At 64.7% G+C, this 20,576-nt stretch carries 19 protein-coding genes; 12 read left to right on the top strand and 7 right to left on the bottom strand.

Features of this window, described 5'->3' with window-relative positions; all coding sequences use genetic code 11:
* Nucleotides 1-297 precede the first annotated feature (297 nt).
* Entirely contained in the window at nt 298-2,157 is a 1,860-nt protein-coding gene (gene ilvD, locus CT3_RS07440) for a dihydroxy-acid dehydratase (RefSeq protein WP_066535509.1), read from the bottom strand.
* A gap of 319 nt (nt 2,158-2,476) precedes the next feature.
* On the opposite strand from ilvD, the gene CT3_RS07435 reads away from it, so the two are divergent.
* Complete coding sequence (locus tag CT3_RS07435; RefSeq protein WP_066535514.1) at nt 2,477-2,782, top strand: c-type cytochrome; 306 nt, start codon at nt 2,477-2,479, stop codon at nt 2,780-2,782.
* 169 nt (nt 2,783-2,951) lie between these two features.
* On the opposite strand, the gene CT3_RS07430 is transcribed toward CT3_RS07435, so the two are convergent.
* Together CT3_RS07430 and acs are read right to left on the bottom strand one after the other, a co-directional pair.
* A complete protein-coding gene (locus tag CT3_RS07430; RefSeq protein ID WP_225608565.1) occupies nt 2,952-3,473 on the bottom strand; it encodes a LapA family protein in 522 nt (173 codons plus the stop codon).
* 252 nt (nt 3,474-3,725) lie between these two features.
* The gene (gene acs / locus CT3_RS07425; protein ID WP_066535517.1) at nt 3,726-5,720 is read right to left on the bottom strand and encodes an acetate--CoA ligase; all 1,995 of its coding nucleotides are present in this window, start codon (nt 5,718-5,720) and stop codon (nt 3,726-3,728) included.
* Between the two features lie 206 nt (nt 5,721-5,926).
* Between acs and CT3_RS07420 the strand changes: the two genes are divergently transcribed.
* From CT3_RS07420 to CT3_RS07400, 5 genes are all read left to right on the top strand, one after another.
* Entirely contained in the window at nt 5,927-6,565 is a 639-nt protein-coding gene (locus tag CT3_RS07420) for a TIGR00645 family protein (protein WP_066535525.1), read from the top strand.
* 599 nt (nt 6,566-7,164) lie between these two features.
* Entirely contained in the window at nt 7,165-8,499 is a 1,335-nt protein-coding gene (gene proV, locus CT3_RS07415; RefSeq protein WP_066535527.1) for a glycine betaine/L-proline ABC transporter ATP-binding protein ProV, read from the top strand.
* Complete coding sequence (gene proW, locus CT3_RS07410) at nt 8,496-9,794, top strand: glycine betaine/L-proline ABC transporter permease ProW (protein WP_172591831.1); 1,299 nt, start codon at nt 8,496-8,498, stop codon at nt 9,792-9,794. The genes proV and proW overlap by 4 nt, the downstream gene beginning before the upstream one ends.
* 215 nt (nt 9,795-10,009) lie before the next feature.
* On the top strand, nt 10,010-10,981 hold the full coding sequence (gene proX, locus CT3_RS07405) for a glycine betaine/L-proline ABC transporter substrate-binding protein ProX (RefSeq protein WP_225608601.1): 972 nt from the start codon (nt 10,010-10,012) through the stop codon (nt 10,979-10,981).
* Nucleotides 10,982-11,144: 163 nt separating this feature from the next.
* The gene (locus CT3_RS07400) at nt 11,145-11,945 is read left to right on the top strand and encodes a transporter substrate-binding domain-containing protein (protein WP_066535531.1); all 801 of its coding nucleotides are present in this window, start codon (nt 11,145-11,147) and stop codon (nt 11,943-11,945) included.
* Nucleotides 11,946-12,051: 106 nt separating this feature from the next.
* Here CT3_RS07400 and CT3_RS07395 read toward each other — a convergent pair whose 3' ends face one another.
* Nucleotides 12,052-12,936, bottom strand: coding sequence for an META domain-containing protein (locus tag CT3_RS07395; RefSeq protein ID WP_172591832.1), 885 nt, complete (start codon nt 12,934-12,936; stop codon nt 12,052-12,054).
* A 370-nt stretch (nt 12,937-13,306) separates the two neighbouring features.
* Between CT3_RS07395 and CT3_RS07390 the strand changes: the two genes are divergently transcribed.
* On the top strand, nt 13,307-14,035 hold the full coding sequence (locus CT3_RS07390; protein ID WP_066535537.1) for a DUF3334 family protein: 729 nt from the start codon (nt 13,307-13,309) through the stop codon (nt 14,033-14,035).
* A 291-nt stretch (nt 14,036-14,326) separates the two neighbouring features.
* On the opposite strand, the gene fumC is transcribed toward CT3_RS07390, so the two are convergent.
* Nucleotides 14,327-15,739: a class II fumarate hydratase gene (gene fumC, locus CT3_RS07385; protein ID WP_066535539.1), complete on the bottom strand. Its 1,413-nt coding sequence runs from the start codon at nt 15,737-15,739 to the stop codon at nt 14,327-14,329.
* A gap of 430 nt (nt 15,740-16,169) precedes the next feature.
* On the opposite strand from fumC, the gene CT3_RS07380 reads away from it, so the two are divergent.
* Nucleotides 16,170-17,723, top strand: a complete 1,554-nt coding sequence (locus tag CT3_RS07380) for a fumarate hydratase (protein WP_066535540.1) — start codon at nt 16,170-16,172, stop codon at nt 17,721-17,723.
* A gap of 234 nt (nt 17,724-17,957) precedes the next feature.
* On the opposite strand, the gene CT3_RS07375 is transcribed toward CT3_RS07380, so the two are convergent.
* Nucleotides 17,958-18,284, bottom strand: a complete 327-nt coding sequence (locus tag CT3_RS07375) for a plasmid stabilization protein (protein ID WP_066535555.1) — start codon at nt 18,282-18,284, stop codon at nt 17,958-17,960.
* Complete coding sequence (locus CT3_RS07370; RefSeq protein ID WP_083520414.1) at nt 18,271-18,495, bottom strand: hypothetical protein; 225 nt, start codon at nt 18,493-18,495, stop codon at nt 18,271-18,273. The genes CT3_RS07375 and CT3_RS07370 overlap by 14 nt, the downstream gene beginning before the upstream one ends.
* A 236-nt stretch (nt 18,496-18,731) precedes the next feature.
* Here CT3_RS07370 and CT3_RS07365 point away from each other — a divergent pair, with 236 nt between their 5' ends.
* From CT3_RS07365 to CT3_RS07355, 4 genes are all read left to right on the top strand, one after another.
* Nucleotides 18,732-18,890: a transcription initiation factor TFIID subunit D10 gene (locus CT3_RS07365; RefSeq protein WP_083520394.1), complete on the top strand. Its 159-nt coding sequence runs from the start codon at nt 18,732-18,734 to the stop codon at nt 18,888-18,890.
* A 28-nt stretch (nt 18,891-18,918) separates the two neighbouring features.
* Complete coding sequence (locus CT3_RS21205) at nt 18,919-19,080, top strand: hypothetical protein (RefSeq protein ID WP_172591833.1); 162 nt, start codon at nt 18,919-18,921, stop codon at nt 19,078-19,080.
* Nucleotides 19,081-19,400: 320 nt separating this feature from the next.
* Nucleotides 19,401-19,742, top strand: a complete 342-nt coding sequence (locus CT3_RS07360; RefSeq protein WP_066536200.1) for a putative quinol monooxygenase — start codon at nt 19,401-19,403, stop codon at nt 19,740-19,742.
* A 171-nt stretch (nt 19,743-19,913) separates the two neighbouring features.
* Nucleotides 19,914-20,366, top strand: a complete 453-nt coding sequence (locus CT3_RS07355) for an SRPBCC domain-containing protein (RefSeq protein WP_066535565.1) — start codon at nt 19,914-19,916, stop codon at nt 20,364-20,366.
* The last annotated feature ends 210 nt before the right edge of the window (nt 20,367-20,576 follow it).

Genomic DNA, 20,576 nt, shown 5'->3' with positions numbered 1-20,576 from the left:
GCTGGAGCCAAAGAGGCCCAGCCACCTCGCCAGGCAAGCCCGGAACCCGGAAGCGCTGTCCGCAGCAACGGCCAGTGCTGCGCTCAAGCAGAGCACGCCGCATGCCTTGTGCCTGTGGTCCTGGCTGCACATGAAAAAACCGCCCACATCCACAGGATGGGGCGGTTTTTTCTGGCGGGCGTGGCGGGTGCCTGCGCACATCAAGCGCGCTGCGTGGGCTCCTGCCTGAAGGATTTCACAGCCCTGCTCTTGGTAGATGCAGCAGATGCAGCAGATGCAGCCCGCAATACCCGTCGCTCAATCGTCCAGCAGCGACAGGTCGCGCACGGCGCCGGTATCCGCGCTGGTGACCAGCATGGCGTAGGCCTTCAGTGCGGCTGAGATCTTGCGCGGACGCGGCTTGACGGGCTTCCAGCCCTTGGCGTTCTGCACTTCGCGGCGGCGGGCCAGTTCTTCATCGCTGACCAGCGCATTGATGGTGCGGTTGGGAATGTCGATGCGGATCTTGTCGCCGTTCTGCACCAGGCCGATGGCGCCGCCAGCGGCGGCTTCGGGCGAGCAGTGACCAATGGACAGACCCGACGTCCCGCCGGAGAAACGTCCGTCCGTCAGCAGCGCGCAGGCCTTGCCCAGACCCTTGGACTTGAGGTAGCTGGTGGGATACAGCATCTCCTGCATGCCGGGGCCGCCCTTGGGGCCTTCGTAACGCACGATCACCACATCACCGGCCTTCACCTTGTCGGCCAGGATGTTTTCCACGGCTTCGTCCTGCGACTCGACCACATGGGCCGTGCCTTCAAACACCAGAATGGATTCGTCCACACCGGCGGACTTCACCACACAGCCATTCAGGGCGATGTTGCCGGTCAGCACCGCCAGGCCGCCTTCCTTGCTGAAAGCATGCTCATAGCTGCGGATGCAGCCCTCGGCACGGTCCAGGTCCAGGCTGGGCCAGCGGGTGCTCTGGCTGAAAGCCACCTGCGTGGGGATGCCGGCCGGGCCCGCCAGGTAGAAGTGGCGCACGGCTTCATCCTGCGTGCGCACGATGTCCCACTGGTCCAGCGCTTCCTTCAGGGTCTTGGCATGCACGGTGGGCACATCGGTATGCAGCTTGCCAGCGCGGTCCAGCTCACCCAGGATGGCCATGATGCCGCCAGCGCGGTGCACGTCTTCGATGTGGTACTTGGGCGTGTTGGGCGCGACCTTGCACAGCTGGGGCACGACGCGCGAAAGGCGGTCGATGTCGGCCATGGTGAAGTCGATACCGGCTTCCTTGGCGATGGCCAGCAGGTGCAGGATGGTGTTGGTGGACCCGCCCATGGCGATGTCCAGCGTGATAGCGTTCTCGAAGGCCTTGAAGCCCACGGCACGCGGCAGCACCGATGCATCGTCCTGCTCGTAGTGCTGGCGGGCCAGCTCCACAATGCGGCGACCGGCGCGCAGGAACAGCGCTTCGCGGTCGGCGTGCGTGGCCACCACAGTGCCGTTGCCGGGCAGGGACAGGCCCAGCGCCTCGGTCAGGCAGTTCATGGAGTTGGCGGTGAACATGCCCGAGCAGGAGCCGCACGTCGGGCAGGCCGAGCGCTCCACCTCTGCCACCTCGGCGTCGGAATAGCGCTGGTCGGCGGCGATCACCATGGCGTCCACCAGATCCAGCTTCTTGAACTCGATGGTCTTGGTATCGGGATTGGCCAGCTTGGTCTTGCCCGCTTCCATGGGCCCGCCGGAGACAAAGATCACCGGGATGTTCAGGCGCATGGCGGCCATCAGCATGCCGGGGGTGATCTTGTCGCAGTTGGAGATGCACACCAGCGCATCGGCGCAGTGGGCGTTCACCATGTATTCGACCGAATCGGCAATCAGGTCACGGCTGGGCAGCGAATACAGCATGCCGTCATGGCCCATGGCGATGCCATCGTCCACGGCGATGGTGTTGAATTCCTTGGCCACACCGCCGGCCTTTTCAATCTCGCGCGCCACCAGCTGCCCCATGTCCTTCAGGTGCACGTGGCCGGGCACGAACTGGGTGAAGGAGTTGGCAATGGCGATGATGGGCTTTTCGAAGTCGCCATCTTTCATGCCGGTGGCACGCCACAAGGCGCGCGCACCTGCCATGTTGCGGCCGCCGGTGGAGGTTTTGGAACGGTATGCGGGCATGGGGAATGTCGTTGTAGCAAAGGTCTGCAGGCCTGCGCGCAGCGGCCGGTTTGCCACCGCCCATCCCACACAGGATCACCGCAGATTATCACCCAGCCACCCCGCGAAGGCGCAGGCGCAAATCCCTGCTGGCGACCGAGCCAGCCATCGCAAAACGCGATAGTAGCCTTCTGGTGCGTACCGGAGCCACCGCCCTGCCAACCCCAATAGCCCCATGGCATCCACCCGCTTGCAGGGAATGCGCACCCGCCTGCGGCCGGGCCTACAATCCGACCCTGTTTCCCCCACTTCTGCCAAAGCCCTCGAGGAAAAAGTAGCTATGAAGCGTGTTCTGATCACCCTGACCCTGACCCTGTCCGTTGCCGCCCCGGCCATGGCCGATCTGGCGCTGGCCCAGTCCAAGAACTGCATGGCCTGCCATGCCGTGGACAAGAAGCTGGTGGGCCCCTCCTACAAGGACGTGGCCGGCAAGTACGCCGGCCAGAAGGACGCTGCGGACAAGCTGGCGGCCAAGATCGTCAAGGGTGGCAGCGGCGTCTGGGGCCCCGTACCCATGCCTGCCAACACCCAGGTCAGCGAAGCCGATGCCAAGAAGCTGGCGGCCTGGATTCTGACCTTGAAGTAATCCCGCACCGCGCGGGCACCCGCCGCAGGGCCGCGCGACCTCGGCCCACCGAAAAAGCCGCCTGGCCTGTGCCCAGCGGCTTTTTTCTTTTTTACCTGGCGCATGCGTCCCCTGCGCCACCGTCGCTGCCTGCGCACCGGGCGCGGGCCCGGCTGCAGCAGCACCGTCATCAGAGCAACGGATCGGCGCGGCCTTCGGCCGGTTTGGCCGCATGGCCCTTGCCGCTGCCCCAGTCGGCGGCCACGCCGGCGCGCAGCTGCTGCTCCAGCTGGCCGACATAGGCGGCGGTGGAATTGTCACTTTCCTGGGCGCGGGCCTTGAACTGCTCTTCCAGCGCATCCAGGCGGTTGAGCAGTTGCTGCTGCGCTTCCTGGTGTCGCAGCTCCAGCACCGTGCGCAGCTCGGTGAAGCGCGAGGCCTCGGCCTTGTCGGCCAGCTCGCGCTGGGCCAGCATTTCTTTGTTGTGCCGGCGCGTCTCCATCAGCACCGAACCCTGCAGCGTGACCACGTAGGCCACAAAGAAGATGGCCAGCAACGCCGTCAGGCACAGCATGATCAGGCCCAGCGGGGCCTCCACCGTAGTGAAACCCAACGAGACGGGCGTGGATTGGTTCAGCGCCTGCCAGTTCATCGTGGCCAGGAACACGATCAGCAGCACGATCAAGGTCAGCAAAGCGGTTCTTGCTTTCATGAAAATCTCCAAGGTCCGGTCAGCGGGCGTGGCACTACTGCCTGCCCTTCGCCGCATTTGTAACGCATCTTGGATTCAGCCCAGGTAGGAATGGCCCCTGTCCCGCGCCACATTGGCGCTTGTTTGCGCCAGCCCAGAAAAAAGCCACCGCTTGTGGCGGTGGCATAAACGGGTGCGGCGGTACCGCATCCGAAGCATCAGGGCCGCAGCTGTCGCAGAGCACCCGGTGTCCGCGTTGCGCGGCGTTCTGAATCAGTTGGTCTTGGCCAGCTGCTCCAGGATCGCAGGGTTTTCCAGCGTGCTGGTGTCCTGGGTGATGGCCTCGCCCTTGGCGATGGAGCGCAGCAGACGGCGCATGATCTTGCCGCTGCGGGTCTTGGGCAGGTTCTCGCCAAAGCGGATGTCCTTGGGCTTGGCGATGGGGCCGATTTCCTTGGCCACCCAGTTGCGCAGTTCGTTGGCCAGGGCCTTGGCTTCTTCGCCGGTCGGCACCGGGCGCTTGAGCACCACGAAGGCGCAGATGGCTTCGCCGGTCAGGTCGTCCGGGCGGCCCACCACAGCGGCTTCCGCCACCAGATCGGTCTTGGATACCAGCGCGGATTCGATTTCCATCGTGCCCATGCGGTGGCCGGAGACGTTCAGCACATCGTCGATGCGGCCGGTGATGCGGAAGTAGCCGCGGTCTTCGCTGCGCACGGCGCCGTCACCGGCCAGGTAGTAGCCCTTGAGCTCTTCGGGGAAGTAGCTTTTCTTGAAGCGCTCGGGGTCACCCCAGATGTTGCGGATCATCGACGGCCAGGGCTTCTTGACCACCAGGATGCCGCCGGCGCCGTGGGGCATGTCGTTGCCGGATTCATCGACGATGGCCGCGGTGATGCCGGGCAGCGGCAAGGTGCACGAACCGGGCACCAGCGGGGTGGCACCAGGCAGAGGCGTGATCATGTGGCCGCCGTTTTCGGTCTGCCAGAAGGTGTCCACGATCGGGCAGCGCTCGCCACCAATGTGCTTGTAGTACCACATCCAGGCTTCGGGGTTGATGGGCTCGCCCACGCTGCCCAGGATACGCAGCGACGACAGGTTCCAGTTCTTGGGGTGCACCTTCTCGTCGGAATCCGCGGCCTTGATCAGCGAACGGATGGCCGTGGGCGCGGTGTAGAACACCGTGCAGCCATGGCGCTCGATCATCTGCCAGAAGCGGCCGGCGTTCGGGAAGGTCGGCACGCCTTCGAACACGATCTGCGTGGCACCCGCCGACAGCGGGCCGTAGGCCACATAGGTATGGCCGGTGATCCAGCCGATGTCGGCCGTGCACCAGAACACATCGCTGTCCTTCATGTCGAAGGTCCAGTTCACCGTCTGGCGCGCCCACAGCATGTAGCCACCGGTGCTGTGCTGCACGCCCTTGGGCTTGCCGGTGGAGCCGCTGGTGTAGAGGATGAACAGCGGGTGCTCGGCATTCACCGGCACGGCCGGACATTCGGTCGACTGGCCTGCCAGCGCTTCGGTGAAGGTGATGTCACGGCCGGCCACCATGGCGCATGCCGTGGGTGTGCGTTCGTACACCAGCACCGTCTTGACCGCATCGCAGCCGCCCAGCGCCAGCGCGTCGTCGACGATGGCCTTCAGCGGCAGCTCCTTGCCACCACGCATCTGGTAGTTGGCCGTGACCACCGCGCTGGCGCCCACGTCCACGATGCGTTCCTGCACCGCCTTGGCCGAGAAGCCGCCGAACACCACCGAGTGCGTGGCACCGATGCGCGCGCAGGCCTGCATGGCCACCACGCCTTCGATGGTCATGGGCATGTAGATCAGCACACGGTCGCCCTTTTGCACGCCACGGGCCTTGAGCGCGTTGGCGAACTGGCTCACGCGGGCCAGCAGTTCCTTGTAGGTGACCTTGGTGACCTCGCCGCCGTCGGCTTCAAAGATGATGGCGGTCTTATTTTCGACCGGCGTGCCGATGTGCTTGTCCAGGCAGTTGGCGCTGGCATTCAGTTCGCCGTCGGCAAACCATTTGAAGAACGGGGCATTGCTCTGGTCCAGCACCTGGGTGAAGGGCTTGGTCCACACCACGTTTTCACGGGCCAGGCGGGCCCAATAACCTTCATAGTCCTTGTCCGCTTCGGCACACAGGGCTTCGTAAGCGGCCATGCCGGACACACGGGCTGCCTTCTGGGTCGCATCGGATGGGGGAAAGACGCGGTTTTCCACCAGCACGGATTCGATGGCGTTGGTCGGTGCGTTCATGGCTGAGTCTCCTTGCACTTGTAGGGTTTGTTTGCGGCGTACTGTCGTGTCGGGCACTTACATACCACTGACTCGCCGTCTATCTCCCACTGTAGCCCGCAAAAAGCCCTGCCTTCCCCCTCGGGTTTCCACAATGCCGCCGCATACAATGCCCGCCCAGCAGCGCTTCGCTGCTACGGTTTCCTTCAACCATCCTCTGACCCACCATGGCCCACGCTGACCCGAAATCCGAGTCTCCTGCCTCCCCCCCCTCGTCCACGCCCGTGGCCCTGCGTCCCCTGCCAGCCCTGATCTTTGCCAGCCGCTGGCTGCAGCTGCCGCTGTACCTGGGCTTGATCGCAGCCCAGGGTGTCTATGTCTGGCACTTCCTGATCGAGCTGCTGCACCTGGTGGAAGCCGCCTTCGGCAGCCAGGAAGCGCTGCAGGCACTGATCACCAACATCGGCTACAAACCCGAAGCCACCATTACCGGCCTGAACGAGACCGTCATCATGCTGGTGGTGCTGGCCCTGATCGACGTGGTGATGATCTCCAACCTGCTGATCATGGTGATCGTCGGCGGCTACGAAACCTTTGTCAGCCGACTGGGCCTGGACAGCCACCCCGACCAGCCCGAGTGGCTGGACCATGTGAACGCCTCGGTGCTCAAGGTCAAGCTGGCCCTGTCCATCATCGGCATCAGCTCCATCCACCTGCTCAAGAGCTTCATCAACGCCGGCAACTATGAAGTGCAGGTGCTGATGTGGCAGACCATCATCCATGTGGTCTTCCTGCTCAGCGCCCTGGCCATTGCCTTCACCGACAAGCTGATCCACAGCAGCCACGCCAGCCACAGCGCCCACTGAGTCCCCTCTGCAAAGCGCCCATCGGGGCGTTTTTGCCCGCATGCACCCCCGGCTACCGCAAGGTTCCGGGGTTGCTGCTTTTTCCGCTCCGTTGCCAGCGGGAGAAAGCATGAAGCCCGCCGTTGCCAGCCCCGCGAATGCTGCAACGCAAAAAAATCATTGACAGCAACATAACGAATAGTTAGAATAAAGGCTTGATTAACAACCTGCCATGCAGGTAATCCATCCCTTTTGCGGGTGGATTGACTCTGGCGCGCACCGTTGCCACGCAACGCGATGCCGCCACAGGCCGGACTCCGGCCCTGATGCACGGACTTTCATCCGGGTGGCTTTCGGCCTTGCGCCGCCACCCGCTCCGAGGGAAAGCAACCGGCGGTCTGACCGTTGACTTCCTCCCTCGCTCCTGCGGCCCTTGCGCACCCTCGCGTGCCATGCGGGCCCTGCCATACCTGCCCTTCAATGTGGCGCAACGGGTGTTCCCCGCTGCGCCAGTGCATCGGGCCCCACGTTTTCCGGCTTCGCGTGTAGGCCGCCATGGGCATGCCCATGGCGCGGCTGCACTGTGTTCAACCTCCAAAACCAATGAGGGAGAGAAACCAGTGGCCAAACAAATCCGCATCGAGCATGTGTTCAAAGTCTTCGGCGACCAGCCGCAGGCTGCGCTCGACCTGGTGCAGCAGGGGCTGTCGAAACAAGACATCCTGCAGCGCACCGGCCAGTCCATCGGCGTGTTCGACGCCCACTTCACCATCGAGGCCGGCGAGGTCTTTGTCATCATGGGCCTGTCCGGCTCGGGCAAGTCCACGCTGGTGCGCCTGCTCAACCGACTGATCGAGCCCACCAGCGGCCAGATCGTGGTGGATGGCCAGGACATCAACCAGCTCAACGACCGCGACCTGCGCGCCCTGCGCCGCAAGGACATCTCCATGGTGTTCCAGTCGTTCGCGCTGATGCCCCACATGACGGTGCTGGACAACACCGCCTTCGGCCTGGAACTGGCCGGCGTGGACAAGCCCACGCGCCAAAAAGCCGCCCAGGAAGCGCTGGAGCAGGTCGGCCTGGGCGCCTGGGGTGCCAGCTACCCCGATGCCCTGTCGGGCGGCATGCAGCAGCGTGTGGGCCTGGCCCGTGCCCTGGCATCCGACCCCAGCATCCTGCTGATGGACGAGGCGTTCTCCGCCCTGGACCCCATCATCCGCACCGAGATGCAGTCCGAAATCCTGCGCCTGCAGCAGATCAAGCGGCGCACCGTGGTCTTCATCTCGCACGACCTGGATGAAGCCATGCGCATTGGCGACCGCATCGCCATCATGAAGGATGGCCAGGTGGTGCAGGTGGGCACGCCCGATGAAATCCTGCGCAGCCCGGCCAACGATTACGTGCGCAACTTTGTGCGCGGCGTGGATGCGGCCTCGGTCTTCAAGGCTGCCGACATCGCCCGCCAGGCCGTGACCATCATCTCCGAGCACAGCGACCGCGGCTGCCGCGCCGCGCTGCGCCTGATCGAGGACTCCGACCGCGACCACGCCTATGTGGTCAACAGCCGCAAGCGCTACCTGGGCGTGGTCTCTTCACAGTCCCTGCGGGATGCGCTGCAAGGCCAGCCCGGCATGCGCGCACTGCAGCACGCCTTCATCCCCAACGCCGTGCCGCTGGCCAGCAGCACACCGGTGGCCGATCTGTTCGGCCCGGTGGCGGCCGTGCCTTTCCCGCTGCCCGTGGTGGACGAGGACGGCAGCTTCCTCGGTGTGGTCAGTCGCACCACCATGCTCAAGTTCCTGGACCGCGACACCCCGCCCGTGCCGCCGCCCCAGATCGAAGTGCCGCCCATCCAGCTGAATCCGAAGTTCCCCGTGCATGCGGCGGAACCCGCCGTGGCGCCGCATGCCCAGCCTGCCGCGCCTGTCCATAACCAGACCGGAGATGCCGCATGAACGATTTGCACACCACCACCCCGGTGCAGGACGATCCCTGGGCCGCCAGCACCGCACAGGACGCCCCGAATCCGATGCACACCCCGTCCGCCGATGCCGCGGTCGACGATCCCTGGGCAGCCAGCAGCGTGCAGGCCGATGCGCCCACGGCCAACGCCACCGATGCCGGCACCGACCCCTGGGGCGGCAGCGCCGGTGCGCCCGACGCCGGCATGGACTGGCTCAGCACCCCGGCCACATCCACCCCGGTGGATGACAGCAGCCAGAGCGGCCTGACGGCCCTGTGGCACCAGATCACCACCGAAGGCCTGCCGGTGCAGGACGCCATCAATGACGGCCTGGGCTGGGTGGTCGAGCATTTCCGCCCCTTCTTCCAGGCGGTGCGCACCCCCATCGATGCCACCCTCAACGGCGTGACCGACACTTTGCTGGCCGTGCCCATGCCGGTGCTCGTGCTGCTGATTGCCCTGCTGTCCTGGCAGTTCGCCAGCCGCAAGCTGGCCGTCGGCTCGGCCATCTCGCTGCTGATCGTCGCGGCACTGGGCATCTGGTCCGAAGCCATGGTGACCCTGGCCCTGGTGCTGACCTCGCTGCTGTTCTGCGTGGTCATCGGCCTGCCGATGGGCATCGTGCTGGCCAGCAGCGACCGCGCCCAGCGCTGGATGCGCCCGGTGCTGGACGCCATGCAGACGACGCCGGCCTTTGTGTATCTGGTGCCGGTGGTGATGCTGTTCGGCATCGGCAATGTGCCGGGGGTGATCGTGACCATCGTGTTCGCGCTGCCGCCGCTGATCCGCCTGACCAATCTGGGCATCCGCCAGGTGCGTCCGGACCTGATCGAAGCCAGCCGCGCCTACGGCGCCTCGCCCTTGCAGCTGCTGTGGAAAGTGCAGCTGCCGCTGGCCATGCCGTCCATCATGACCGGCATCAACCAGGCGCTGATGCTGTCGCTGTCCATGGTGGTCATCGCCTCCATGATCGCCGTCGGCGGTCTGGGCCAGATGGTGCTGCGCGGTATCGGCCGCCTGGACATGGGCCTGGCCACCGTGGGCGGCCTGGGCATTGTGCTGCTGGCCATCGTGCTGGACCGTCTGACCCAGGCCATGGGTGAAAACACACGCGGCAGCGCCCGCTGGTGGCAGACCGGCCCGGCAGGCCTGGTGGTGCGCATGCTGCGTCCGGCCCCTGCGGCAGTGCCGACAGCAGCCACAGCGCCAGCAACGCCGACTGCGGCTGCAGCATCCACGGCACAGGCGCAGCCCACTCCGCTGCCGCCCCAGCCATCTGCCAGCTGAAGGCCAGCCCCTTCGCTGATGGCCTGCACGACCGCTGTGCCGTGCAAGGCCGGCAGCCTGGCACGGCCCAGGCACCTCCCCCAGACACCACACCAACCAAAAAAGGAACACCAAGGATGACGTTGCACACTGCATACACCCCCGATACACAGACCCTCCCCACCGCCAACGCCCCCCGCTCGGCCTGGCAACGTGCCTGCGCCGTGGCCGCAGGCATGGCCATGGCTGGCAGCATGGCCCTGGCGGCCGACAGCGCCGACCTGCCCGGCAAGGGCGTGAAAGTCCAGCCGCTGAAAAGCTCCATCGCCGAAGAAACCTTCCAGACCCTGCTGGTCATCAAAGCCCTGGAACAACTGGGCTATGACGTGCAGCCCGTGAAGGAAGTGGAATACCCCACGGCCCATATCGCCCTGGCCAATGGCGACGCCACCTTCATGGCCAACCACTGGAACCCTCTGCATGCCGACTACTACAAGAATGCCGGTGGTGACGCCAAGCTCTACCGCCAGGGCGTGTTCTCGGCCAACGCCGCCCAGGGCTACCTGATCGACAAGAAGACGGCCGACGCCCACCAGATCACCAACCTGGGCCAGCTCAAGGACCCCGAGATTGCCAAGCTGTTCGACACCGACGGTGACGGCAAGGCCGACCTGACCGGCTGCACCCCCGGCTGGGGCTGCGAGGCCATGATCGAACACCAGCTTTCCGCCTACAAGCTGCGCGACACGGTCACGCACAAGCAGGGCACCTACGCCGCGCTGATGGCCGACACCATCACCCGCTACAAGGCCGGCAAGCCCATCCTCTACTACACCTGGACACCGTACTGGGTGAGCAATGTGCTCAAGCCCGGCAAGGACGTGGTCTGGCTGCAAGTGCCTTTCTCGGCCATGCCCGGTGAGCAGGCCGGCACCGACACCAAGCTGGCCAATGGCAAGAACTACGGCTTCATCGCCAACAACCAGCAGATCGTGGCCAACAAGGCCTGGGCGGAAAAGAACCCCGCCGCTGCCAAGCTGTTTGCCGTGATGCAGCTGTCCGTGGCCGACATCAATGCCCAGAACTACATGATGAGCCAGGGGCAAGGCAAGGCAGCCGACATCGAGCGCCACACCACAGGCTGGATCAAGGCGCACCAAAAGCAGTTCGACGGCTGGCTGCAGCAGGCACGCGACGCGGCCCGCTGAAGTCCGCACAGCAAGCGCCTGCACATGGCGCACATCCATCCACCGGCCCCTGCGGCCGGTTTTTTGTGCGAGCGGGCACGGTCTATGCATTCACTGCCGGTGGACCCGGTCGCCTGCACCACGATGCAGCACCGGGCATTGGTTTCACTCCCCGGAGCTTTTCATGTTGCATTTCCTGCCCCGCCGCACCCTGTTGTCTTCTCTGGCCGCCCTGGGCCTGTCCAGCCTCTGCGGTCTGACCGCCCAGGCCGCCACGCTGGCCGACATCCAGGCCCACAAAGTCCTGAACGTCGGCATCCAGACCGATTACCCACCCTATGGCTATATCGACGCCAGCATGAAGCCCCAGGGCTCGGACGTGGCCACGGCCGAGCTGATCGCCAAGCAGCTGGGCGTCAAGCTCAACATCGTCACCGTCACCTCGCCTGCACGCATTCCCGCGCTGCAGGCCGGCAAGGTGGACCTGATCATCTCCTCCATGGGCAAGAACCCCGAGCGCGAGAAAGTGGTGGACTTCACCATCTCCTACGCCCCGTTCTTCTCGGGCCTGTATGCCAACAAGAGCCTGGCGATCAAGCAGTTTGGCGATCTGGCCGGCAAGACCGTGTCGGTCACGCGCGGCTCGCTCCAGGACGATGCGCTGACCAAGCTGGCCCCTGCCGGTGCACAGATCAAGCGCTTTGAGGACGACACCGCCACCATCGCCTCGTTCGTGACCGGCCAGAGCCAGGTGCTGGCCCACAGTGCGGCCGTGGCCGGGCTGACCATGCAGCGCAACCCCAAGCTGGGTGCCGAATACAAGCTGCTGCTGACCGATGTGCCCTGCTTCATCGGCGTGGCCAAGGGCAACACCGCCCTGCTGGACCAGGTGAACGTGATCCTGCGCACCGCCAAGGCCGATGGCACGCTGAACGCCATCTCGGAAAAGTACCTGGGCCGCCCGCTGGGCAATCTGCCGGAATAAACGCAGTTCCGGGCAACTGCGCTGCACCAAAAAAAGAAACGAGCATAAAAAAAGCGGCCCCTGCGGGGCCGCTTTGCATGGATGGTGGTGTGTTGACCGCTGTGCCTCAGCGCAAGGCCACGGCCTGCAGCTGCGCCAGCAGCTTGCCCTTGGCATCCAGCAATTCCAGTTGGTCACCGTGGATGCGCCAGCTGGCCACCTGGCCCAGCATTTTCAGCATGGCCGATTCGGTGCTGGACGCCGCGCCCTTGCAGGCCATGCGGGTGCCGGCCACCTGACCGAACTGCAGCTGCTGGCCGTCCTGCTTCCAGCTGCCCATCAGGCGGTTGCAGCCGCCCGAGCCCACCAGCCGGCCTTGCTGCTGCAGGATGATGTGCGCTTCCTTGTCCAGGCGGGGCACGGCCTTGCCGTTCAAGGTCAGCAGCTTCCAGTAGGTATTGTCCAGCGACACCGTGGCCTGCTCTGCCGCGGCGGGCTTGGCTCCACCCTGCCCGGCCGCAGCGGCTGCCGCCACCGGTACGGGCACACCCAGGTTCTTGGCCTTGTCCCCGGCGCAGGACGTGGCGCTGGACAGCGACACAAAACGCTCCACGCGCAGCGCCAGCTCCTTCTTGCCCTGCTGGGCCATCACCGGATCGGCAGAGGGGCGTTCGACGATGCGGCCATCCACACTGGCCAGCATGGCGGTGTTGGGACCATTGCGCGACGCCATATAGGCATTCTCCAGCAGCGCGTTATCGCCCTCCATCAGCACCGGCACGGTCTGCCCGGTCTTGCAGTCCAGGAATCGGCCACTGTCGGCTTCATAGCTGTAGACGCCCTGCCAGCGGCCCGTTTCCGTGCTGGGCTGCAGAACGCCGGGCTGCTGCGCCGCAGCCGGGGTGCTGCTGGTGCCGCGCCATTGCGACCATTTTTGCGAGACGGTGGAACAGCCCGCCAGACTGGCCACAGCCAGCACACAGCCGGCCACGCGCCACAGGGAATGCGACATGGATGCCTCCTGTCCATGGTTGTACATGTACTTCATGCCCGCACGTTAGCAGAGCCCCTGGCCAGGCAGGGCGAAACTGCAGCGCCAATACCCCTTGCGGGCAGTCATGCATTCAACGCCTTTGGGCTTGTTGCACGCACGGTTATTGGCCGAAAAGCTACTCAAAAAATAGCGCGCCGACAATGCTGCGGAACACCCGGCGCAGCCGGGCAACGCCCATGGCCGCGCGCTGCCGCAGTGCGGCACCACCCGCCTTGCCATGCGGTTCGGACCGGGCCGCTGGCTGCACGATCGCGCTGCCGCACGGTCCAACACACTTGTGACCAACTGTTGCATCCATAATCGTGCTATTTCCTGAACAGGCACCCCCATGAGCCAAGAGAATCCCAACGTCGTCCAAGGCACCGAGGAGCTGTTGCTCAGCCTGTGCAATTCCGTCACCCGCGTGCTGAACGTGGCCACTAACAGCCAGGTGCAATACTCCGGCGTGGTGCAGCGTATCCAGAAGACCTACCTCAAGCCCGACATCGGCTGCTTTGTGCTGTTTGACGGCGGCTTCTCCGGTCTGGTCATCATCAACCTGTCCGCCGCGTCGGCCATGGAGCTGTACCGCAACTACCTGCTGAACATGGGCCTGTCCGAAAGCGACCTGGCCACCAGCTACACCTCGGACGAAGTCAGCAACGTGATGGGCGAGCTGATGAACCAGGTGGTGGGTGACTTCACCGGCAAGGTGCGCCGCGAGCTGCAGACCCACATCACCCAGAACCAGCCCAAGATGCTGGTGCTGAACAAGCAGGTGCAGCTGAGCGTGGACGCCAACCTCGACAACCCCGAGGCGCGCCGCGTCACCTTCTACACCGCCGCCAACAACATCTTCTATCTGGAGCTGGCGGTGGACCGCACCGAATTCATCACCCTGCGCGACTTTGTGCCCGAAGCCGAGATCGACGCCGATGCCATCATGGCCGCAGCCGGCGCGCCTGCAGCCAGTCCTGCCGCCGCCGGTGCCTCCGCCGCCACGGCTGCTGCGACCGCCACGACGCCTTCTTCCACCGACGCCGATACCGAGGCCCTGCTCAAATCGCTGGGCATGTAAGCAGCCGGCACCACCGCACGTACCGTCCACAAAAAAGCACCCTGCAGGGTGCTTTTTTTCATGGCGCTGGCAGGTCTGCCGGTCAAGGTGCCCACAACGCACTCCAGTGGCTGCGCCCGCTTCGCATACGCAGCATCCTGTGCGAAACCACACACTGGAAGCCATCGGCTTCCAGCTGGGGAGCAGACTGCAACCCCCTGAGCTGCCCGGCACCTGCAACCCCAACGGCAGCGGGGTACGGAATTTACGGCCTGGGAACACCAGACCGAAAGCACAGGGACCGAAACAGGCTTACAGATTGCCCACCATGTCCTTGGCCACCACCCACTGGTCAAACTGCTCGGCCGTCACATGGCCGCTGGCAATGGCAGCGTCGCGCAGGCTCGAACCCTCTTTGTGCGCCTTCTTGGCGATGTAGGCCGCCTTGTCGTAGCCGATATGGGTATTGAGTGCCGTCACCAGCATCAGAGAGCGGCTGACCAGCTCGGCAATGCGTTCGCGGTTGGGCTCGATCCCCACGGCGCAGTGGTCATTGAAGCTGACCATGCCATCGGCCAGCAGGCGCACGCTCTGCAGGAAGTTGTGCGCCACCAGCGGGCGAAACACGTTCAGCTCGAAGTTGCCGCTGGCACCGCCAAAGTTGATGGCCACATCGTTGCCGAACACCTGGGCGCCCAGCATGGTCACGGCTTCGGACTGCGTGGGGTTGACCTTGCCGGGCATGATCGAGGAGCCCGGTTCGTTCTCGGGAATCGACAGTTCGCCCAGGCCGCTGCGGGGGCCGCTGGCCAGCCAGCGCACATCGTTGGCAATCTTCACCATGCTGGCGGCCAGAGTCTTGAGCGCGCCATGGGCGTGCACCAGCCCGTCGCACGATGCCAGCGATTCGAACTTGTTGGGCGAGGTGACGAACGGGTAGCCGGTCAGCTTGGCCAGCTCGGCCGCCACCCCTTCGGCATAGCCCTTGGGCGCATTCAGGCCCGTGCCCACAGCCGTGCCGCCCAGCGCCAGCTCGTACAGATGGGGCAGCGCGGCGCGCACATGCTTTTCGCTGTGAGCCAGCTGGGCCACCCAACCGGAGATCTCCTGGCCCAGCGTCAGCGGCGTGGCGTCCTGCAGATGGGTACGGCCGATCTTCACGATGTCGGCAAACGCCTCGCTCTTGGCCTGCAGTGTGGTGCGCAGCTTGGCAATGGCCGGCAGCAGCTTCTGCTCGATGGCAGTGACCGCCGCCACATGCATGGCCGTGGGATAGACGTCGTTGCTGGACTGGCTTTTGTTCACGTCGTCATTCGGGTGCACCAGGCGCGACTCGCCACGCTCGCCGCCCAGCAGCTCGCTGGCGCGGTTGGCCAGCACCTCGTTGACGTTCATATTGGTCTGCGTGCCCGAGCCGGTCTGCCACACCACCAGCGGGAATTCGCCCGGGTGCTGGCCGGCCAGCACCTCATCGGCGGCGGCATTGATGGCCTGGGACTTCTTGGCATCCAGCAGACCCAGGGCATGGTTCACCGTGGCCGATGCCTTCTTCACCTGCGCCAGCGCGGCAATGATCTCGCGCGGCTGCTGTTCGCCGCTGATGTCGAAGTTCTGCAGCGAACGCTGGGTCTGGGCCCCCCAGAGCTTGTCGGCCGGCACGTCGATGGGGCCGAAGGTGTCTTTTTCCTGGCGCGTGGCCTGGCCGGAGGTGGAAGTGCTTGTCATTTTGGGACTCCTTGAAGGCAAACAAGGCGGCGCAGCTGGCTGGAGGCGATCTGGCTACGGTTGGCCGCAAAACACACTGGCATGCGCATGCATGCCAGCAAAAAAAGCAGACCGCCATGCTAACCCAGGCAATGACAGCCATTCTCATTGGGGTGTTGTACCGCACCGCAACACATCGGGCACCTCCATCCTGCACAGGTGGTCGGATCGGTTTCTTTCCCAATATGCAAGCGCGAAAGAAGCTATGGTTTTTGAAAGTCCCCAGAACCCCATGGTCAGCACCCGGACAGCGGCTTGCAGTAAGCTGCGGCGCGCCCCAAGTCCTCTATAAGACTTGTCGGCTTTGGCCTACAGCCCGAGGGCTTAGCGCGGATAATCAGCAGGTTTTCCGAGCGCAGCCCCTGCGCACCCATAACAGAGAAGCTTCACGATGACGACCTCCATCCGCCAGCAGGACCTGATCGACTCGATCGCAGGTGCCCTCCAGTACATCAGCTACTACCACACGCCGGATTTCATCCAGCATCTGGCCCGCGCCTACGAGCGTGAGCAAAGCCCTGCGGCCAAGGATGCGATGGCACAGATCCTGACCAACTCCAAGATGGCCGCCACCGGCCAGCGCCCCATCTGCCAGGACACCGGCATCGTCAACGTGTTCCTGAAGGTGGGCATGGACGTCAAGTGGGAAGGCTTCACCATGGGCCTGGAAGACGCCATCAACGAAGGCGTGCGCCGTGGCTACAACCACCCCGACAACACGCTGCGTGCGTCCGTGGTGGCCGACCCCCACTTCAAGCGCAAGAACACCAAGGACAACACCCCCGCCGTGATCAATGTGCAGATCGTGCCCGGCGACAAGGTGGACGTGACCGTGGCCGCCAAGGGCGGCGGCTCCGAGAACAAGTCCAAGATGATCATGATGAACCCCAGCGACGACCTGGTGGAATGGGTGCTCAAGACCATCCCCACCATGGGCGCAGGCTGGTGCCCTCCCGGCATGATCGGCATCGGCATTGGCGGCACGGCAGAAAAAGCCGTCTTGCTGGCCAAGGAAAGCCTGATGGAAGACCTGAACATGTACGAGCTGCAGGCCAAGGCTGCCAGCGGTGCAGAGCTGGATGACGTGGAAAAGCTGCGTCTGGAGCTGTTCGAAAAGATCAATGCCCTGGGCATCGGCGCCCAAGGCCTGGGCGGCCTGACCACGGTGCTGGACGTCAAGATCAATATGTACCCCACGCACGCGGCCTCCAAGCCCGTGGCCATGATCCCGAACTGCGCTGCCACCCGCCACGCCCACTTCGTGATGGACGGCTCCGGCCCGGTGTACCTGGACGCGCCTTCGCTGGACAGCTGGCCCAAGATCGACTGGGCACCCGACTACAACAAGTCCAAGCGCGTGGACCTGAACACCCTGACCAAGGAAGAAGTCGCCAGCTGGAAGCCCGGCGACACCATCTTGCTCAACGGCAAGATGCTCACCGGCCGTGACGCCGCGCACAAGCGCATCCAGGACATGCTGGCCAAGGGCGAAAAGCTGCCCGTGGACTTCACCAACCGCGTGATCTACTACGTCGGCCCCGTGGACCCCGTGCGCGACGAAGTGGTCGGCCCGGCAGGCCCCACCACCGCCACCCGCATGGACAAGTTCACCGAGATGATGCTGTCGCAGACCGGCCTGATCTCTATGATCGGCAAGTCCGAGCGCGGCCCCGTGGCCATCGAAGCCATCAAGAAGCACAAGAGCGCTTACCTGATGGCCGTGGGCGGCGCCGCCTACCTGGTCTCCAAGGCCATCAAGCACGCCAAGGTGGTGGGCTTTGAAGACCTGGGCATGGAAGCCATCTACGAATTCGACGTGGTCGACATGCCCGTCACGGTGGCCGTGGATGCCGGCGGCACCAGCGCCCACATCACCGGCCCTGCAGTCTGGAAGGAAAAGATTGCCACCGGCGAATTCAAGGGCATTGAAGTGGCCGGTGCGTAACCGCCCCGCTGCTGCCTGCATAAAGAACCGCCTTCGGGCGGTTTTTTATTGGGTGCCCGCCCACACCTTTCAACGGTCTCGTCCACCCGAAAAAATCGCCCGCCATCTCTTCACGGGAGAAATGCGGAAACCCTCAGCCAGATGACATGGGGAATGCGCATTCTGCGGCTCTAATGCGGCCCTGATGCGGCCCTGATGCGGCCCTGATGCGGCGCTTGTGCGACTTGGATCGCGCTATTTGGCCGAAGCGGCCCGTTTGGCCTCGGCATTGCGCTTGCGCGTTGCCGCCGCCTTCTGGGCCGAAGCCGACCGCTCTTCGGGCGTGCGCGCCGCGGATGCGGCACCGCCGATGCGCCCGCCCTTGCGGGCAGAGACGCGGTCCACCGGGTGGCCCCGGCCGGAGCCCGACAGCTTGCCACCGCCGGTTTCCTTGTTCACCGTGGCCCAGGCAATTTCGGCCGCCTTGTCAGGATCCACACCGCGTTCCTCGTAGCTTTCCTCGATGTGGCGGGCCTGGCGCTTTTGCTTGTCGGTATAGGCCGACTTGTCACCGCGTGGCATGGCGTGCTCCTTGGCTGGTTGATGGCGATGGAGGCACCGGCTGCGGCGGCAACCGGATCGGCGGCGCGGTGACCAGTGGGTCAATCGGTGCAGGCGGCGCCACGGGCTCGGGACGGCCCGGGACCTTGTCCGGATCCGGCGGTAGCAGGGGCTCGTTCGGGATGTGCGGGTTGGGCATGGCGGGCGCAGCGGCAGACAGATGCAAGGGCATGAAAAACCTCCTTGCCTCCACCTTGAACGACATCATTGTGTGATTGCGTAAAAAAACGTTCCATTCGGGGACAGAGCACAGCGCCAGTTCCCCCTCGGGGGCCCAAGGGAAAACATGTAAGCCCCACGCTTACAAAGTGGCTTCCAAATGCGGCGAAGGTGGCACCAGACAGCTCGCCCCGATCTGTCAGACAGGCCACCCCGGCCTGTCGTTCACCACTGAAGGAGCTTTTTGCCATGCAACAGCAGCACAACCCGCAGAACCAAGTGAACCAGCAGCCGCAACAACCCGGCCAACAACCGGGCCAGCCCAAGGAGAAGCAGCAACAGCAGCAATCTCCCGGGCAACAGCAGCCCGGGCAACCCTCCAAGCAGCAACCCCAGCAACAGCGCTAGCACCCTGGCAGGGACGGAAGCCGCTGCAATGACCGGTTTGCGCCCGGAGCAGCTGCCCAGCCAGTCCCCCTGGCCTTTGCAGATGGGACAGCCCTTGCACGAGGCCAAATACAGCCAGCAGCAGAGCAAATGCAACAAGCGCCAGCTGGGCACCGAAGCCCCGCCACCGCTCCATGAGCAGATGCACTGACCGCGCTGGCACCACCGGCCCGCTGACCGACAGCGGGCCTTTTTGTGGGTACAGCACTGGAACCGGGGACGTGGTGGCCCGCCATAGCGGTGCTGATGCTGTGGTGGTAGCGATGGCGGCTGCAGGCAGGCGGCCCCCGCTGAGGCTGGCACATAGAGACTTCTGCTCCGCATGGCATGGTGGCCGGTCCCCTTGCCGCATCGCTGAAGGCCCTCCAGCGTGCCCACCCGGGTGTGATAGCTTCAGCAGCATGTAGGAGGGCATGGCGCAGCACGCTGCCACCGCCAATGCGCTCCCCGCCCCACCAGGAACCCCGCCCCATGCTCAAAGTGATTGCCCAAGACTTCATCCGCCCGGAACACATTGCCACCGTGCTGCCGCTGTACCGCGAGCTGGTGGAGAAAACCAGGCAGGAGCCGCTGTGCCTGTCCTACGAGTTGTTTGTGGACCAGAAGGATCCGGGGCATTTCACCTTCATCGAAACCTGGCCCGACCGCGCGGCGCTGGACACACACTGCGCCACCGAGCATTTCCAGCGTCTGGTGCCGCAGATCGACCGCCACCAGAGCCAGCCCGGCCAGTTCCTGCTGATGGATGTCCTGCCTGGAACGGAGTGGTGCCCTGCCGACCACACTCCTGCACAGGCCGAGGCCGAAGCCTGACGGCAGGCCCAGGCTTGCGGGCTTCGCCGACCGTCGGACTCAGGACAGTCAGAAAACCCTGCTGGAAATGGGCCACCTCTTGCCGATTGGCCCCGGCGGTGCTCCCATAGGGCCATCCCCTGCGCGCAGCGCGGCCATGGCCGCAGTCTCGCCCGCCACCAGGAGTGCGATATGACCCGCTTTCACACCCACCGGCACTTTGCCGCTGCGCCCGACACCGTGTTTGCCGCCCTGGCCGATCCCGTCCGGTTGGCCCGCTGGTGGGGACCAGCCGGGTTCCACAACACCTTCGCCGAATGCGAGGTCGAGAGCGGTGGCATGTGGCGCTTCACCATGCACGGGCCGGACGGCAGGCACTACGCCAACGAATCGGTGTTCGAGACCGTGGATGCACCCGACCGCGTGGTCATCCGCCATCTGAACCACCCGCATTTCCGCCTCACCATTACGCTGACAAACCATCCGTCCGACGGCCAGCCCGGCACCCGTGTGGACTGGGAGCAGGTGTTTGACAGTGCCGACGTGGCGGCAGCCGTGCAGGCCGTGGTGGTCCCCGCCAACGAACAGAACCTGGACCGCTGGCAGGCCGAAGTGGCCGCACAGATACCCAGCGGTCGGGACTGAATATCTGCATGCGCTTTTCAAACTGCCTGCTGCGCACGTAAACTGATTTGAACGGCGACCAGCGGCAGCATCTACGGATCCGACCTTGGTCGCCACGGCCCACCAGAATTCATCACCAACAGGCCGCTCCCATGCCTTGCACGTGCACAGGCAGCTGTCTTTTCAGACAGCGCCTTGGCGTGCACGGAACCAGCTGCCTGCGCAGCACTC

It is taken from the genome of Comamonas terrigena NBRC 13299, from assembly GCF_006740045.1.
Classification (GTDB): domain Bacteria; phylum Pseudomonadota; class Gammaproteobacteria; order Burkholderiales; family Burkholderiaceae_C; genus Comamonas; species Comamonas terrigena.
This window is presented reverse-complemented; position numbering and strand designations above follow the sequence as displayed.